This is a genomic window from Bacteriovorax sp. PP10 (genome assembly GCF_035013165.1).
Taxonomy (GTDB): Bacteria; Bdellovibrionota; Bacteriovoracia; order Bacteriovoracales; family Bacteriovoracaceae; genus Bacteriovorax; species Bacteriovorax antarcticus.
The window spans coordinates 898,565-913,148 of sequence record NZ_JAYGJQ010000002.1 but is presented as its reverse complement, the minus strand read 5'-3'; the positions used below and the strand labels follow the sequence as shown (position 1 = coordinate 913,148).

Annotated in this window: 21 protein-coding genes; 15 read left to right on the top strand and 6 right to left on the bottom strand. The window is 39.5% G+C overall.

What is annotated here, in order from left to right; translation table 11 throughout:
- Nucleotides 1–212: 212 nt before the first annotated feature.
- Both SHI21_RS14485 and SHI21_RS14480 read left to right on the top strand, forming a co-directional pair.
- Nucleotides 213–395, top strand: a complete 183-nt coding sequence (locus tag SHI21_RS14485; protein ID WP_323577438.1) for a hypothetical protein — start codon at nt 213–215, stop codon at nt 393–395.
- Nucleotides 396–409: 14 nt separating this feature from the next.
- Nucleotides 410–958, top strand: coding sequence for an SDR family NAD(P)-dependent oxidoreductase (locus SHI21_RS14480; RefSeq protein WP_323577436.1), 549 nt, complete (start codon nt 410–412; stop codon nt 956–958).
- Between the two features lie 5 nt (nt 959–963).
- Here the strand turns inward: SHI21_RS14480 and SHI21_RS14475 are convergent, their stop codons facing one another.
- Both SHI21_RS14475 and SHI21_RS14470 read right to left on the bottom strand, forming a co-directional pair.
- Nucleotides 964–2,517 (bottom strand): bifunctional metallophosphatase/5'-nucleotidase, encoded by a 1,554-nt coding sequence (locus SHI21_RS14475; protein WP_323577435.1) that lies wholly within the window; start codon nt 2,515–2,517, stop codon nt 964–966.
- A gap of 83 nt (nt 2,518–2,600) precedes the next feature.
- Nucleotides 2,601–3,167: a hypothetical protein gene (locus tag SHI21_RS14470; RefSeq protein WP_323577434.1), complete on the bottom strand. Its 567-nt coding sequence runs from the start codon at nt 3,165–3,167 to the stop codon at nt 2,601–2,603.
- A gap of 227 nt (nt 3,168–3,394) precedes the next feature.
- On the opposite strand from SHI21_RS14470, the gene SHI21_RS14465 reads away from it, so the two are divergent.
- The 6 genes from SHI21_RS14465 to SHI21_RS14440 all read left to right on the top strand — a co-directional run bounded on the left by SHI21_RS14465 (nt 3,395) and on the right by SHI21_RS14440 (nt 7,936).
- Nucleotides 3,395–4,147, top strand: coding sequence for an endonuclease/exonuclease/phosphatase family protein (locus tag SHI21_RS14465; protein WP_323577432.1), 753 nt, complete (start codon nt 3,395–3,397; stop codon nt 4,145–4,147).
- Nucleotides 4,144–5,484 carry a phospholipase D-like domain-containing protein gene (locus tag SHI21_RS14460; RefSeq protein WP_323577431.1) on the top strand — a complete coding sequence of 447 codons (1,341 nt, stop codon included), beginning with the start codon at nt 4,144–4,146 and terminating at the stop codon, nt 5,482–5,484. The genes SHI21_RS14465 and SHI21_RS14460 overlap by 4 nt, the downstream gene beginning before the upstream one ends.
- Nucleotide 5,485: 1 nt before the next feature.
- A complete protein-coding gene (locus tag SHI21_RS14455) occupies nt 5,486–5,986 on the top strand; it encodes a peroxiredoxin family protein (protein ID WP_323577430.1) in 501 nt (166 codons plus the stop codon).
- A gap of 145 nt (nt 5,987–6,131) precedes the next feature.
- Nucleotides 6,132–6,371, top strand: coding sequence for a hypothetical protein (locus SHI21_RS14450; protein ID WP_323577429.1), 240 nt, complete (start codon nt 6,132–6,134; stop codon nt 6,369–6,371).
- Between the two features lie 189 nt (nt 6,372–6,560).
- Entirely contained in the window at nt 6,561–7,205 is a 645-nt protein-coding gene (locus SHI21_RS14445; RefSeq protein WP_323577428.1) for a hypothetical protein, read from the top strand.
- A 110-nt stretch (nt 7,206–7,315) separates the two neighbouring features.
- Nucleotides 7,316–7,936, top strand: coding sequence for an SOUL family heme-binding protein (locus SHI21_RS14440; protein ID WP_323577426.1), 621 nt, complete (start codon nt 7,316–7,318; stop codon nt 7,934–7,936).
- 9 nt (nt 7,937–7,945) lie between these two features.
- Here the strand turns inward: SHI21_RS14440 and SHI21_RS14435 are convergent, their stop codons facing one another.
- Together SHI21_RS14435 and SHI21_RS14430 are read right to left on the bottom strand one after the other, a co-directional pair.
- A complete protein-coding gene (locus SHI21_RS14435) occupies nt 7,946–8,458 on the bottom strand; it encodes a YceI family protein (protein WP_323577425.1) in 513 nt (170 codons plus the stop codon).
- Between the two features lie 60 nt (nt 8,459–8,518).
- Nucleotides 8,519–8,908 (bottom strand): hypothetical protein, encoded by a 390-nt coding sequence (locus SHI21_RS14430; protein ID WP_323577424.1) that lies wholly within the window; start codon nt 8,906–8,908, stop codon nt 8,519–8,521.
- A 201-nt stretch (nt 8,909–9,109) separates the two neighbouring features.
- Here SHI21_RS14430 and SHI21_RS14425 point away from each other — a divergent pair, with 201 nt between their 5' ends.
- The 6 genes from SHI21_RS14425 to SHI21_RS14400 are packed head-to-tail and all read left to right on the top strand — an operon-like array spanning nt 9,110 to nt 13,134.
- Nucleotides 9,110–9,748, top strand: coding sequence for an SOUL family heme-binding protein (locus tag SHI21_RS14425; RefSeq protein WP_323577423.1), 639 nt, complete (start codon nt 9,110–9,112; stop codon nt 9,746–9,748).
- Between the two features lie 11 nt (nt 9,749–9,759).
- The gene (locus tag SHI21_RS14420; protein ID WP_323577422.1) at nt 9,760–10,683 is read left to right on the top strand and encodes a J domain-containing protein; all 924 of its coding nucleotides are present in this window, start codon (nt 9,760–9,762) and stop codon (nt 10,681–10,683) included.
- Entirely contained in the window at nt 10,680–10,949 is a 270-nt protein-coding gene (locus SHI21_RS14415) for a MerR family transcriptional regulator (RefSeq protein ID WP_323577421.1), read from the top strand. The genes SHI21_RS14420 and SHI21_RS14415 overlap by 4 nt, the downstream gene beginning before the upstream one ends.
- Nucleotides 10,946–11,326, top strand: a complete 381-nt coding sequence (locus tag SHI21_RS14410) for a hypothetical protein (RefSeq protein ID WP_323577420.1) — start codon at nt 10,946–10,948, stop codon at nt 11,324–11,326. Before SHI21_RS14415 ends, SHI21_RS14410 begins: the two co-directional genes overlap by 4 nt.
- A 50-nt stretch (nt 11,327–11,376) precedes the next feature.
- Complete coding sequence (locus SHI21_RS14405) at nt 11,377–12,654, top strand: PQQ-dependent sugar dehydrogenase (RefSeq protein ID WP_323577418.1); 1,278 nt, start codon at nt 11,377–11,379, stop codon at nt 12,652–12,654.
- A gap of 3 nt (nt 12,655–12,657) precedes the next feature.
- Nucleotides 12,658–13,134 (top strand): VOC family protein, encoded by a 477-nt coding sequence (locus SHI21_RS14400; RefSeq protein WP_323577417.1) that lies wholly within the window; start codon nt 12,658–12,660, stop codon nt 13,132–13,134.
- Nucleotides 13,135–13,136: 2 nt separating this feature from the next.
- Here the strand turns inward: SHI21_RS14400 and SHI21_RS14395 are convergent, their stop codons facing one another.
- Entirely contained in the window at nt 13,137–13,562 is a 426-nt protein-coding gene (locus SHI21_RS14395; protein ID WP_323577415.1) for a GNAT family N-acetyltransferase, read from the bottom strand.
- 111 nt (nt 13,563–13,673) lie between these two features.
- On the opposite strand from SHI21_RS14395, the gene SHI21_RS14390 reads away from it, so the two are divergent.
- Complete coding sequence (locus SHI21_RS14390) at nt 13,674–14,153, top strand: Hsp20/alpha crystallin family protein (RefSeq protein WP_323577414.1); 480 nt, start codon at nt 13,674–13,676, stop codon at nt 14,151–14,153.
- 70 nt (nt 14,154–14,223) lie between these two features.
- Here the strand turns inward: SHI21_RS14390 and SHI21_RS14385 are convergent, their stop codons facing one another.
- Nucleotides 14,224–14,559, bottom strand: a complete 336-nt coding sequence (locus tag SHI21_RS14385) for a hypothetical protein (RefSeq protein WP_323577413.1) — start codon at nt 14,557–14,559, stop codon at nt 14,224–14,226.
- Between the last annotated feature and the right edge of the window lie 25 nt (nt 14,560–14,584).

Genomic DNA, 14,584 nt, shown 5'->3' with positions numbered 1-14,584 from the left:
ATAACGAATGATGGTGGCATCACTATCGTACAAGAACTAAAAGAATAAAACAGTCTAGGGGACGAAAGACTTGGAGAAACATATCAATACACCATTTGTGCTGACTAACGTTTGATCCCCACCTATTGATATAGAAGCCACCTCCGGGTGGCTTTTTTTTAATTTTCGTATCACCCACTACATTCATTTTTAAATAAATCACGGAGGAGTTTATGATTCAAAATACTAAAAAACCTCAAGAACCAAAAATAAAAAGCATCGCTGAATTTAAAGACGATGATTTGTCACCAAAGGGTCGTACAAAACATATCGTCGAAACCGACTGGCCAACAAAAGAAGCGGTTCCCGCCAAGAAGAGAAAAATCAAAAGAACGGAAACTGCACGATTGCCCTAATGGAGGATATTTCAATGATGAGTCAAGCACAACAACAACAGCCTTACACGCTGTCTTCAGAAAAACCACTAGCAGTTGTTGCTAGTAACACGAATGCAGATGGCTATAAACTAGCTAAGCAATTTGCTGAAAACGGATACGACCTTATCGTCGCAGCTGGGAATCCATCGATTGTTGAAGAAGCTTTTGACTTTAAAGAGTATGGGGTTGATGCCGTAAGCTTCCAGTTAGACTTGTCGACAACAGAAGGTGTAGAGCAACTCTACAGAAGAATCATCGCCACAGGACGCCCTGTAGAGGCCATGGTGATCAACACCGGTATTAGTAAAGACTTAACAAATGAAACAGAACTGGCAAAAAAAGTTTTAAAGGATATGGCCGACAGAGGTCGTGGCCGCATTTTATTTGCCGGGTCTCACAAAGACGAAGACGCTCGTCCTGCTTGTGAAGCTTTACAAGAAGAAGCACAAGGAACTGGAGTCACTGTAACTGCACTTCGCTCTGGTAATTCTGAAATTTATTTTCTGAAAAAAGGATATGAAGAGCCAAATTTACTGCACTAATAAATTTATCTATCAGGCCACATAGTCGTGTGGCCTTCTTCACAAATAGCACTGATTGGCTCTTTTAGATTCTTGAGTTTTTCTTCAAGAGTTGCCCAAATTTTAAAACCAGTATTTTTTGGATTTCTAAGAATTGCAATTGTACGTGGATCAATCCCCGCTGCCCCTCTAATAATTCCTTCTGTGAAAGCGACTGTGTATGTTTTGAATGGATTTATTTTTTGTCCGTTGATTGTCACATGTCTGACTTTAAAACCAAGAGGGCCTCGTTCGTACTCCATCTTTAAACCTGAAAAAGTTAAAGGTTGTCCTACGTATGATAGAGCATCGATTGTTAATCTAAGCCATGCTCCCTTAATTCTTGTCGTGTAAATATCCCAACCATATTTCTGAGTCATTTCGAAAACTCTTGGAATTGAGTTTACGATCGAACGTCTTGTCACATCACCTACCGGATAGTTTGATCCATTCATCTCTGGTGCGTGAATCGCGATATCTGCTCCGGTTTTTTCTCTTAGTGCATCTGTAATGAAGTAGGCCCACTTACGTGCTCCCTGCTCATCTTTTGGTTTTAGATCAGAGTAAGCGATTTTTTCTTCCAACCACTCTTTTCCATAACTCACATCCAGTTCAGTGTCCGCTTGTTTTACCATTTCAGAAATAACCGGGTCTGCATGTAAGGATTCGACATTAACGGGAACAAGTTCATAGCTCACAACTCTAAGCTCTTTACCTTTTTGCATGTCAACGACAAGCTTACCTAAGAACTCAGTGTGCATTCCGGCCTGAACGATAGGTACACGACCTTTATCTTTATTGATTCCGTAGACTGGTTGAAAAAGTGATGTGTGTGAGTGACCACCAACGATTAAGTCAATATATCTGGTTTTTTCTGCAAGCTTCACATCATGAAGGACTCCGATGTGAGTAAGAGCGATAATAAAATCGTTTCCTCTATTTTTTAATTTCTTTTCATATTCCTGAGCAGCATCGATTGGATTTGAAATCGCTCCAGTCGTTAAGCGCCACTTATATAAAATTTCATCAGTTGTTAAACCTAAGAAAGCGATCTTCAAACCTTCTAATTCAATTTCTTTATAAGGCCTGACTTTATTTCTGATGTTGTCGTATTGTTTTTCTGCTTTAAGGTTGGCCACTAGAAGGTCGAATTTTAAATCCATGTCTCCAAGAATTTTATTCAACTCTTCTGAACCCATTTGGTAGTCATGGTTTCCAAGAGTCCCCATGTCGTAACCCATTTCATTATGAACATCGAAAGATCTCTTACCATCACCGGCCATGTAATAAATATTACCTTCCAGGAAGTCACCTGAATCAACAACTATGGTTTTCAGTCCGATATCTGTCGCTTGCTTTTTATAAAAATCAATAAGAGTTTTTAGTCTAGCGGCCCCACCAACATTTTTATTATGAGTACTGCTGTCTAAATAAGAATGAGTGTCATTCGTATGAAGAATCTGCAGACGAACAGCATAAGCAGGAGTCGCAAATAGAGAAATTGAAAAAAGGATTGTAGTGATTAAAGATGGCATTTTCATTTGAATGGAGTATCCGAAAACAAGGTGCGCCGTCAAGGATTGACCCATGACGGCGCACTATTTATTTATAAAAATTTTAGGTATTAATACCAATACTTAAGAGCGACACCAGCCGACAACGCATCTTGTGTATTCGTCGTCCAAAGGTACTTCGCCTGCAACCCTAACGATAAGAAGTTACTCGTTTGATTTTGCAATGGAATATCGAATCCGGCAAGTGGACCTGTTGCGAATTCAGTCTTTCCATCAACAAACATTGGCCCCGCTGTTACTCCAAGGTAACTACTTTTTAAAACCGGAATGTCTCCACCAAAGTTATATGTCCCGCGAGCTAGAATTGATGTTCTTTGAATATTAGTATCAGCTAATTCAGCTGTAATAACTTCAGCTCCTAATCCAAATGGTACGTATGGTTGGAAACCAACGTTGATACCAAACTCTGGAGAAGAATCAGCGTCTCCGCGTGGTGAACTTACACCAGCAGTTAGACCCATATGAAGTCTGTATTGATCTTTACTCTCAACTGCCTGTGGCTCTGGAAGTGATCCTTCAAGTCTGCTTCGAGCGCTACTTTTTTCTTCTTTCGACATTTGCGCAAATGCGCTTAGTGACGTCGTCATGACTGCAATTGTAAGTACTGTTTTAAACATATATCTCTCCGTGTGTTGGTTCATCCGACTCGCTTCAAGCAAATCGGAATTTATGTGGATGAAGTTGCAAGGCATGTACCAAGTATTCAGGATGATTTTAGGTACACTTGAGGCTTATTGCCCTTAATTGACTCATGAGTTTGGGGCAAAACTTCGGAAACCTTATTACATGCTCATTATATGAATGGCGCGAACATTGCTTCTTTATATGCGGGAGTTGGTGATCAATGCGCATTAAGATTTTATCTTACAATATTCATAAAGGCTTTGACTGGAATAACCGTAACTACGGCCTTCTGGAGATGAAGAATTTAATTAAGTCCACGGGAGCTGAGATTGTTTTCCTGCAAGAAGTTGTGGGAAAAAGTGAAGTCTTCAAGGAAAAAGGTTTAGTTGATTCGCAGTTTGAATTTTTAGCTGATGAAGTCTGGCCGCATTTTTCTTACGCTCAAAATGCTTTATATGACCACGGCCACCACGGCAATCTGATCATGAGTAAGTACCCTATAGAGACTTATGAGAATCTCAACATTTCGACCAACTCGTGGGAAAAGCGCGGGATGTTGGTGTGCAAGATCAAAATTCCGGTGACTGCCGAAAATCCAATAGAGCGCAAACTCTTTGCCTCTTGCCTGCATTTAAATTTATTTCATGCGGGAAGAAAAAAACAGTATCAACAAATAAGTAACTACATCGAAGGTATAAATCGCGAAGAAAAAGATATCCCCTTTATCGTTGCCGGAGATTTTAATGACTGGAATCAAAAGTCATTTGAAACTTTTGAGCGTATTTTAGGAATGAAAGAAGTGCATAAACATGCCAACGGCAACTTTGCCCGTACCTTTCCTGCGAATGTCCCAATTCTTTGCCTGGATAGAATTTATGTAAAAAACCTGGAGGTCATTAACTCCAACGTTGTTTTTTACGATCAACACCTGTCTGATCACCTCCCGATTTTTTGTGAGGTGGATATTCAATGAAAATAAAAAGAGCTCTTTTTCCCATTACTAAAAATAATCATATTGAGTTTTTTGAAGACGGCGATCATTATTACGAAAAATACCTAAGCTGTATCCGCAGTGCAACCACCAGCATTCACCTGCAAACTTATATTTTTGAAATTGATCGCATTGGGACTAAAGTCAGAGACGAACTTATTCTTGCAGCTAAACGTGGAGTCGAAGTTTGTGTACTCGTCGATAGTATTGGTTCAAGAAATTTAACTCCTGAAGCTGAACAAATTTTTCGAGATGGCGGAGTTAAGTTTTGTCGCTTTAATGGTATTCAGTTTAAATGGCTTTATCGCTGGGGCAGAAGACTTCATCACAAAATCCTCTTGATTGATTATAAAGAGGCCATCGTCGGCGGAATCAATGTTCTGTACGCCTGCATTCCCGGATCAACTATTCCCCAGCTGGATTTTGCTGTTTATTTGAAAGGCCCTGAAACAGTGGATCTTGCTCACTACTGCCAGCATATTTTTAAGAAGGCCTCTAAGAGTGAAACGCCTATTAAAAAAATTACCGACTATATTTCCGTCTCACATGGATATGATGTCGGGATCTCTGTTAATGACTGGATTCATGGCCGGTCAAAAATCACCAAACAATACGCGCGTATGACGTTTGAGGCGCAAGAATCAATCACGATTATTAATTCTTATTTTTTCCCTCGTAAGAAATTTATGAAGCAACTGACAGAAGCGGCCGCTCGTGGTGTACGGGTGAGATTAATTCTTCCACGTTACTCGGACTGGCCTAGTTATATTATGGCCTCTGAGTATTTGTATGAGTATTTTTTAAAGCGTGGTGTGGAAATTTATCTTTGGAATAAATCTGTTTTACATGGAAAGCTGGCAACGATTGACCAAAGCTGGTCGACAATAGGGTCATTTAATCTCAACTACACCAGCTACCAACAGAACCTGGAAATGAACGTCGATATTTATTCAAAAGAATTCACGATGGACTTAAATAAACAGATTGATGATTATATCGCTGATGGGTGTGTAAAAATCGATCCTGAAATTTTTAAAGAGCGCTACACTTTTAGAGTGAGACTGTCTCGCTTGTTTTTTTATTTAATCCTGGCCATCATTGCCAACTTTTCAATCGGGCTCTCATTTCAGGAAGACCACAATAAAGAGCATCGCTTTTACCATATCTTAAGAATTATCGGCTCAATTTTTTTCTTTATATTAGGTTTACTGGGGGCATTACTGCCTATTATTCCCGGATTTCCTTTTTTTGTTATAAGCTTCTTATTAGTCTATAAGCAAATCCTGTTAAATAGAAAAACGGCTGACCAGCAGATGTAATATGAATAAAAAGAATTTTATAAACACATTATTTTTTATTGTTGCCGTGTATGCACTCTACCTGAAGCTTCCGTCTATTCTTACTCACTTTAAGTACCAGGATCAAAAAGCGCCTGACTTTACAGTGAAGATGACTAACGGTGAAAATTTTAATTTAGTTACACAACCAAAAAAAATCGTCGTCGTTTTTTGGGCCACATGGTGCGGCCCTTGTGAGATTGAACTGAAACGCATCAATAAGATGGTGATGGAGAGAAAAATTCTACCTTCGGATGTTCTGGCGATCTCAAGCAATGAAGAAGAGTCCATCGTAAGAGAAAAGGCCAAGAGGGAAAATTATTTATTTAATATTGGTCTTGATACGAATGGTAGTATTGCCAATCAATACCAAGTTTCTGCCACTCCTACAATTATGTTCATTGATGAAAAACAAATTGTGAATTGGATGACATCTGGATTAAGTCCTACACTAGAGTTTCGCATAACTTCATTTCTAAAATAGCATTGCACTATGTATCCTTGCCTCAATCAATTGACTAATCTGCCTCAATTCTCTCCTTGTCTATCTTTTGCACTATAAATTTCTAAGCAATTATTTGGCACTAGATGTGCTTTACATAAAGCAGAAACAATCCAAGGAGGAGTGTATGGAACAAAATAAAAAAGACCCAAAATTTGCTCAAACGCCAGGGAAGAAATCTGAAATGCCTGAAAGAGGCGGAGAAAAAAGAGATATCGGATCTGGACCGAGAACAACAACAAGACCTGAAATTGATCTACCTTTAAAAGGTGGAAGATCAGATGCAGATCTGTCTCAAAAAAATCAACCTAAAAGAGACGAGACTAGAAGAAATGATCGAAACGATTATGAGAAATCATCTCGTTAAAATTCAGCTTCTGTTCAATCTTTTATAAAGCAGCGGGCCTAGGGATATTTAGTAGTTGTCTCTAAGCCCGTTGTTTTGTTATACCCCCTATGAATGGTGGCATTTTGGCCGTATAAATTTTAGTCACCTACCATGGAATTCTTTCAACATGGCCTTGGGTATCCCTTTCTGGTGTAGACTGCTTTCAATATGAAAACACTTACACCAAAACTACTTTTATTGTTGGGTCTTGCGCTCCTATTCCAAGGATGTTCATCAGCTCCCAAGAAGATTAACAAGCACCGCGACCTGTATGCGAAGCTAGGAAACTTTGATAAAGTTTACATTCCTAACGAAGCACCACTTATCTCGCAAATGATTTCTGTGGTTCAGCCAGAACTTGAAGTCAATGCTAGAAACAAGATTGCCAACGATATCCACCACGCCATTAAAAAATATAAAGTAGAGCCGCAAATTGTGGTCTCTCTAATAGATACAGAAAGTAACTTTTCATACAGCAAAGTTTCATCTACTGGAGATCTCTCTCTAGGACAGGTGAACGTTGAAGTATGGAATGTGGAATTTAAAAGAATGAAGATGCCTCTTATAGAAAAGGCAAAACTTGTGACAGAAGACCAGGCCTATGCAATGGAGAAGATGGCACAGATTCTTTCCATCTTAAAAAAGCGTCATGCCAAGAAAGATCGTCGTTGGTATGCAAGATACCACTCGAATACGACAAAATATAAAATGGATTACCTAACTAAAATTGAAGTGAGAATGAAGATGCTTGCAGAGTCTCGCATGCTGAGTACACAAAAAGCTCTGGCACTCTCAAGTCAAAATACCCCATAACTATCAGATAATTTACCGTTCTTAATGTTGAACTATTTATTAACAGTGTATTAGCATGTTAATCTCATTCGGCACAGATTTTGTAATACCCTTCTTTAATAGGAGGGATTATGAGTCATAATTCTAATTCTGACATCGATATTCCGTTAAGTGAAAAAGTAAAAGCTCTACCTGGTTTCTTTGGAATCCATCTTGAAGAACAGGCACCATATGATATCTTAAAATCAGATGGCGGTATTGAAATACGTTGTTACAGACCTCAGACTCAGGCAAGAGTGTCAGTGCACGGTGAATACAAAGAAGCTCAAAAAGAGGCCTTTAATTTATTGGCCGGATATATTTTTGGCGACAATCAAATAAAAGATAAAATACCGATGACGACTCCTGTCCTTATGGAACAAAAAATTGAGCATCGTAAAGAACCTACGAAAGACTGGATTATGTCTTTTATACTTCCGCAAAATTATTTGATTAGTACTGCTCCCACACCAACAGATAAGAGGATCACACTTCATGAGCTTCCAGTACATCTAGTGGCCAGTATAAGTTATCCCGGAATCAACAACGAAGAAAAAGTTGAAGAATACACAGGTATTCTAAAAAAATGGCTAAAGAAGAGACCTTGGTACATTCCAATGAGTGCTTTTCAAACAGCACAATTTGACGGGCCACTAACGATTCCATTTTTTAGAAAAAATGAAATTCATATTGAAGTAAAACACCTGCACTAACTCTTTTAACTATTCTTTGGTTAATTGAATGTCCATTGTGATCTGAATATTGTCACCAACCAATACTTCACCTACTTCCAGAATTCTTCCTAATGCTAATCCAAATTCATCACGGTTAATAATTGTTGAGGCGGCAAGACTCATTTGCCTTTTATGGATATTGTCTGGCCTCTCCACATTCAACACCACTTCTTTAGTGATGTGTTTTACTGTGAGATTTCCTAAGACCTTCAACAAATCATCTTGAATTTCAAACTTCAACGAATGAAAAACTATTGTTGGGTATTTTTTAGCGTTAAAAAACTCCTCTCCTTTGAATTGCGAGTCTCTGGACTCTTTTCCAGTGGAAATGGTTTTAACGTCGATATAGGCCTCTATAACGCTTGATTTGAGGTTTTCAGGATCGTAAATGAACTTTCCCCTAAGACATTCGAAATCGCCTTCCACATCGGGTATAAGAATGTTGTGTAATTTGAAATGAGCAGTGCTTTTATCGGGATTTGCTTTGTATGAATGGATCATTGCACTCTCCTGGTATGAGACTTAACTCAATCCATGAAAGTGCAATTATAATACCAGTGCCTAACGATTTCCGTCGAAGTCGCCACGAGGTTTTGAACCAGCTGATGCTGTACTACTCGCTGCGATTTTAATCGTTTCACCATACTCTCTTCTGAACATCTTTTTAATTGATGTATCACTTTGAGCTGTCTGTCTGAACTTATCTAAAATCTGAAGTTGATCAGCACAACGAACACAAATCCACTCAGCTTCCGTTGTTGGATTTCTGTGTTTATAAAGTTCAACATCCGGACGTACCTGATCACAGGCCTCGCAGAAGTTTCTTTGCCCTTGATGAGTAACCGCTTCAGTCACATGTTTCTTTGCGATCTTCTCACGTTCGTTTTGTTTTTTTGGCGCCTCAGTAGGCTTAATTCCAACTTTTAATAATGCATCTTTTAAACTTGCCATAATTCCCACCAAAATAATTTTCTGAAGTCACATGATATCCGCTCTCCATGACTTCTTCAAGAGCAGTCTTCTGCGTTAATTATTTTTGCCTCACATAGTTGACTAATTTGCCTCACCCATACCTTTATAACCCGAAAAAGCTCGCTAAAATTTGGCACCAAAAATGCTAATTTTACTACTGGGCATTTACTGGAGGTTTTCATGGCCGCAGAAAATTCTTCCCTCACCGTTCCCTTCTCCGAAAAATTGAAAGGCATTCCAGGAATCTTCGGTATTAGATTAAGCGGAGGTCCTGCCTACGATGTTTTGACGTCAGATGGAGAAGTAGAAATAAGAAGCTATAGACCGCTTCTGCTGGCCTCTATTACCATCAATGGTAGTTTTGATCAGGCAAGAAAAGAGGCCTTCGCAGCCCTATCCAGCTACATATTCGGAAAAAATAAAGACAAAAAAAATCTAAAAATGACCACTCCTGTTTTACAGGAAGAAAATAGCGACGTTCTCGAAATGACCTCTCCGGTAATACATGAGCCGACAGGTTTAGGATGGACGATGTCTTTTGTTCTGCCGGTTGAATACAATCTGGCAACGGCACCGACTCCCAAAGACAGACGCATTCATCTCTACAATCAGCCGGCCAGAGTTCTGGCGGTTTTAAGATACTCGGGAGTCAACACTCAGGAAAAAATAAAAAAACACTCAGCGGAGCTTATGCGATGGCTGAGTAAAAATCATTTATATGATCCGATTGGTGAAATCCAATCAGCAGAGTATGACGGGCCTTCAACGATTCCTTTTCTCAGAAAAAATGAAGTGCTCATTGAAGTTAACGGACTCTAACGGGTGAACACATGATAGATCCATACAAAACTTTGCATGTTGAAAAAACGGCTTCTCTCGATGAGATCAAAAAATCCTATCGCAAACTCGCCAAACAATACCACCCGGATTTAAATCCCGGAAACAAAGAAGCTGAAAAAAAATTCAAAGATATCTCTCACGCTTTTGATTTAATCGGAACAGCAGAGGCCAAAGGAAAATTTGACCGTGGTGAAACCGAAGATCAACAAAGACAGCAGTATGAACAATACCAAAAAGCTCACCAAGGCAGACAGAGCAGCGGCGGCCACCGTTACTCTTCATCTTTTGGTGAAGGATTTGAGGGAGAAGATTTATTTGAAAGCCTCTTTGGTGGTGGACGTGGTGCCCGCGGTGGACGCAGTGGTTTTTCTTCACAGGGAATGAACTTCGCTGGCGAAGATGAACTGTATCAAATGGAAGTTGATTTCGCAGAGGCCGCATTAGGTGGAGAAAAAGTAATCACTCTTCCCAATGGAAAAAAACTGCAGATCAAAATTCCAGCAGGTATCGAAAGCGGGAAAAAATTAAAATTTAAAGGTCTCGGTCAACCTGGTGTAGGTACAGGTCCTGCCGGTGATGTGTATGTTCAGATTAATATTAAACCAATGGAAGGCTTCACTCGCATTGATAAAGATATTCATACTGAAGTGCCCATTAGTTTTTTTGAAGCTCTGAATGGTGCTGAAATTGAAGTTCCAACTATTGATGGATCTGTCATGCTGAAAGTGCCTGCCGGTGTTTCTACCGGATCTAAACTTAGAATTAAACACAAAGGTGCAGGCCACGGTGAAACGCGAGGCAATCAGATTGTCACACTAAAAATTGTCATGCCAAAAAATATCGATCCCCATATGAGAGAGGCCATAGGCCAGCTTCAAAATCAGTATGCCTACAATCCGAGGGCCCAAGCATGAAACTACCACTAAGAAGACCACTTGATGAAGTCTCTGAGATCTCTGGAATCCCCTCTACTGTCATTGTGCATTTTATTGAAGAAGAATGGGTCAATCCCATTGATCAGGAACTCCGGATGCTTGATGAAGAAGATGTTTGCCGCATTCTACTGATTCATGACTTGCAGGAAAAATTCGGCGTCAACGACGAAGCTGTTCCGGTTATATTACATTTAGTCGATCAACTTAATTTTATTATAGATAATTCACATGGAGACTCTTTATGATGAACGGCACATTGGAAAAAGTTCTTCTCACATTATTTTTAATTTTAGGATTGAATGTTTTTAATCTCACTCATGCAGACGATCATATTTCTTCTACGGAAAAAATAAGTCGAGATTGTCCCATCAAAGGTTATGTAAGCCTTAGACTGGAAGGAACAACCAGAAATGGTGAACTGCTTGGAACAGTTGATAACAACTATGTTTCATGGTTTGTCACAATGGGAAATATTCAAGGTTACTATAACGGAAATTTTATGAATCTTAGAATTGTGCCAGTTAACTACAGTGAGTATAGCTTAACCGGATGGATTGGTTCTTATTATGTCCGATGGATAAGTTTCGGCGGCTATTTTAATGAGCGCATTGACTGCAGATAACGGCACTAAACTTGAAAGATTTCCTACGACTCAAGATCAAGGAGATCGTCATGAAATGGAAGTTAACCTGTTTACCTATCGCTCTATTCCTAAGTTCAATAAGTTTCGCTGCAGATATAAATCTTCCTGCACCTGATGAAAAAAGCTCCGTAAAAAATTACAGTAAAGTTATTGGATGGCCCGCGGGAAAAATGCCCGTTGCTCCTCAGGGATTTAAGGTTTCTAAGTTTGCTAACAACCTGCAAAGCCCACGCTGGATCTATGCTCTTCCCAATGGCGACGTCTTGATTGCGGAGGCCAAAACTGAAGAAAAAAACCCTATAAAAAAAGTAGGTGCGATGGTGTCAGGTGCGTCCAAGTCTGGAAACAAAGGCGATGCTGGAAATAGAATCACACTTTTTAGAGATGCTAATGGCGATGGCACTTATGAGCTTCGTGAATCCTTTCTCACAGATTTAAAGCAGCCTTTTGGAATGCTTTTATTAAGAGATTCTTTTTATGTCGCCAACTCTGATTCACTCTGGAGATACCCGTATAAAACAGGGGAAACAAAAATTACCGGGCAGGGCGAGAAAATCCTGGATCTTCCTGCAGACGGAAGACACTGGACTAAAAATATTATTGCCAATGCCGATGGCTCAAAAATTTATGTGGCGATTGGTTCCGCTTCAGATCATGCAGAAGATGGAATTGAAAAAGAAAAAGTACGCGCTCGCATTATAGAAATTAATCCGGATGGATCAGGTTTCCGCGTCTATGCCAGCGGACTTAGAAACCCTGTTGGAATGGGATGGTCAGGAGGGAAACTCTGGACGGCCGTCAATGAACGAGATGAATTAGGAAACGATCTGGTTCCAGATTATTTAACAGAAGTAAAAGAAAATGGATTTTACGGATGGCCTTACTCTTATTGGGGAGACCACATGGATCCGCGTCTTAAAGGTGCGGGAGCTGATCAAGCGAAGAATGCCATCATCCCCAATGTTTCTCTTGGAGCGCACACTGCTTCTCTAGGTCTCGCCTTCTATGACAAAAATTTATTTCCCGTTAAATATCACAACGGTGCTTTTATTGGTCAGCATGGTTCATGGAACCGCGCTGTTTTATCCGGATATAAGGTCGTCTTCGTCCCTTTTAAAAATGGAAAACCATCAGGTGAACCGGAAGATTTTTTAGTTGGTTTCGTCAGCAATCTAAAAAAGAGCGAAGTTTACGGACGCCCGGTTGGTGTCACTGTCCTTAACGATGGATCAATTCTCGTAGCAGACGATGTCAGTAATACAGTTTGGAAAGTCACTCATACAAATGAGAAAATAACAAAGAGGTAAACAATGAACACAACAGAACAATCATCAGAAGTGCGCGCGATTCCTAAAGGCTTTCATGCAGTCACTCCTTATATCATCGTCGATGAACCGGCGAAAGCTTTGGAGTTTTATGAAAAAGCATTAGGAGCAAAAGTTATTTATAAAATGGAAATTTCTCCAGGTGAAATTGCTCACGCTGAATTTAAAGTTGGTGACTCTATCATCATGATGGCCGGCAACAGTCCTGAAATGCACTTGACTCCCCAAAGGGGCGAATACCGTTCAGTAAGTTTTATGGTTTATGTTCCGGATGTGGATGCTGCTGCTGAAAAAGCATTAGGCGCTGGTATGAAGCTTATTAAAGAAGTGCGGGACCAATTCTATGGTGACCGTGCCGGGACTTTTGAAGATCCGTTCGGTCATATCTGGACTCTTGGAACGCACATTGAAGATGTGGACCCTGAAGAATTAAGAAGACGTGCAGAGAAAGTTTATAACTAGACCTATATTCTTTTAACGAAGGCGAGCGCTCTCGCCTTCCATCCATTTTTTTCGTAAAATTTAATTCCATCGGTGTTTTCTATTCCGGCGCATAATCGCAGCCCACCAGTGCATTTTAATTCTTTAGCTCTCTCTTCAGCAAACTCTAATATCCTTGCACCAATGCCTTGTGACCTGACTGTTTCACTAGTAATTAAGTCATCAATATACAGGTGTCTTCCTCTCACAAAATCATAAAGCACTCTATAACCAATAAGAGCGATTACAGTTTCTTCTTCAAAAAAACCTACTAATTCATATTGATCATTTTTATGGGCATGATGATAAGTATCCAGAAAATTCTCATACGTTAAATGAGTTCTTAACTCAGTTAAGAGTGGATAAAAACTTTCTAAATCTGATGGTGTTTTTGCTATATGGATTTTCATACTAAAATCCTATCAAAAAAATTAGCAATGTTCAAAAAAAAGGCCCTTGACGACACTTCGTTTGCTCCCATCTTATTAATATATAAATACGACTTTAACTAAGGAGGATTTATGAGAAACAAAGCATTAGTTAACTATTTACAACCCAACTATTCCCCTTTCTTTTTTGATCCAAACTTCGACGATGATCTAAGCACAAACTTCCTGAGAGATTTCCAGGAAAGTGATGACGCTTACTTCACGACTGTTGATATCCCAGGCGTAAACGCCTCCGAGATCAATATTGATGTCGAAGACAGCTACATTCGTATTACTGCCGAAAGAAAAGACACTTATAATAAAAGAGACTCATCCTATAAAAAATATGAGTACGCTTTCAGCATCCCAAAGGATGTAGATAAAGACAGTATTTCAGCACACTATGAAAATGGTGTTTTAAATTTAGCATTAAATAAGAGTAAAAAAGCAGAAAGTGCGAAAAAGAAAATTGCAGTGTCGACAGGTGAAAAACCTAAGTTTTGGTCTAAATTCCTGAACGTTAACAAAGACGATTCAGGTAAGGTTGAGGATTCTAAAAAAACTCTCAACTAATTTTCTAAATTTCTCCCCCTTGAAGGGTTCCGCCAGGATAGGTTTATATCCCTATCTGGCGGGACTTTTTTTAGTCGCCTCTAGAAACATCAAGTCTAGTTGAAACGAGTTGGTTTCCAGGAAGGTATACCGAGTATGAAAGCGCCGTTTCACCCAGGTCATATGTTAACCAAAGAATACATTTTGCAGTATTGGCACTTGTCACTTCACAAGTGTTCTCAATCTTAGCGCCATTTTTCACAGCGTTTCCGTAGATTGATTTAAAAGACTCATCTGAATGAACGTCACCAGACACAGTAAGGTTTTTTGTCGTTAAAAGTGTCGCTAGTGCATTTTGGTTTAAATCAGCAGCAAATACTGTTGATGAAATGCTAAGGGCCATTGCCGTAAGGATTAATGTTTTCATGTTGTTTATCTCCGTTAAAATCCTC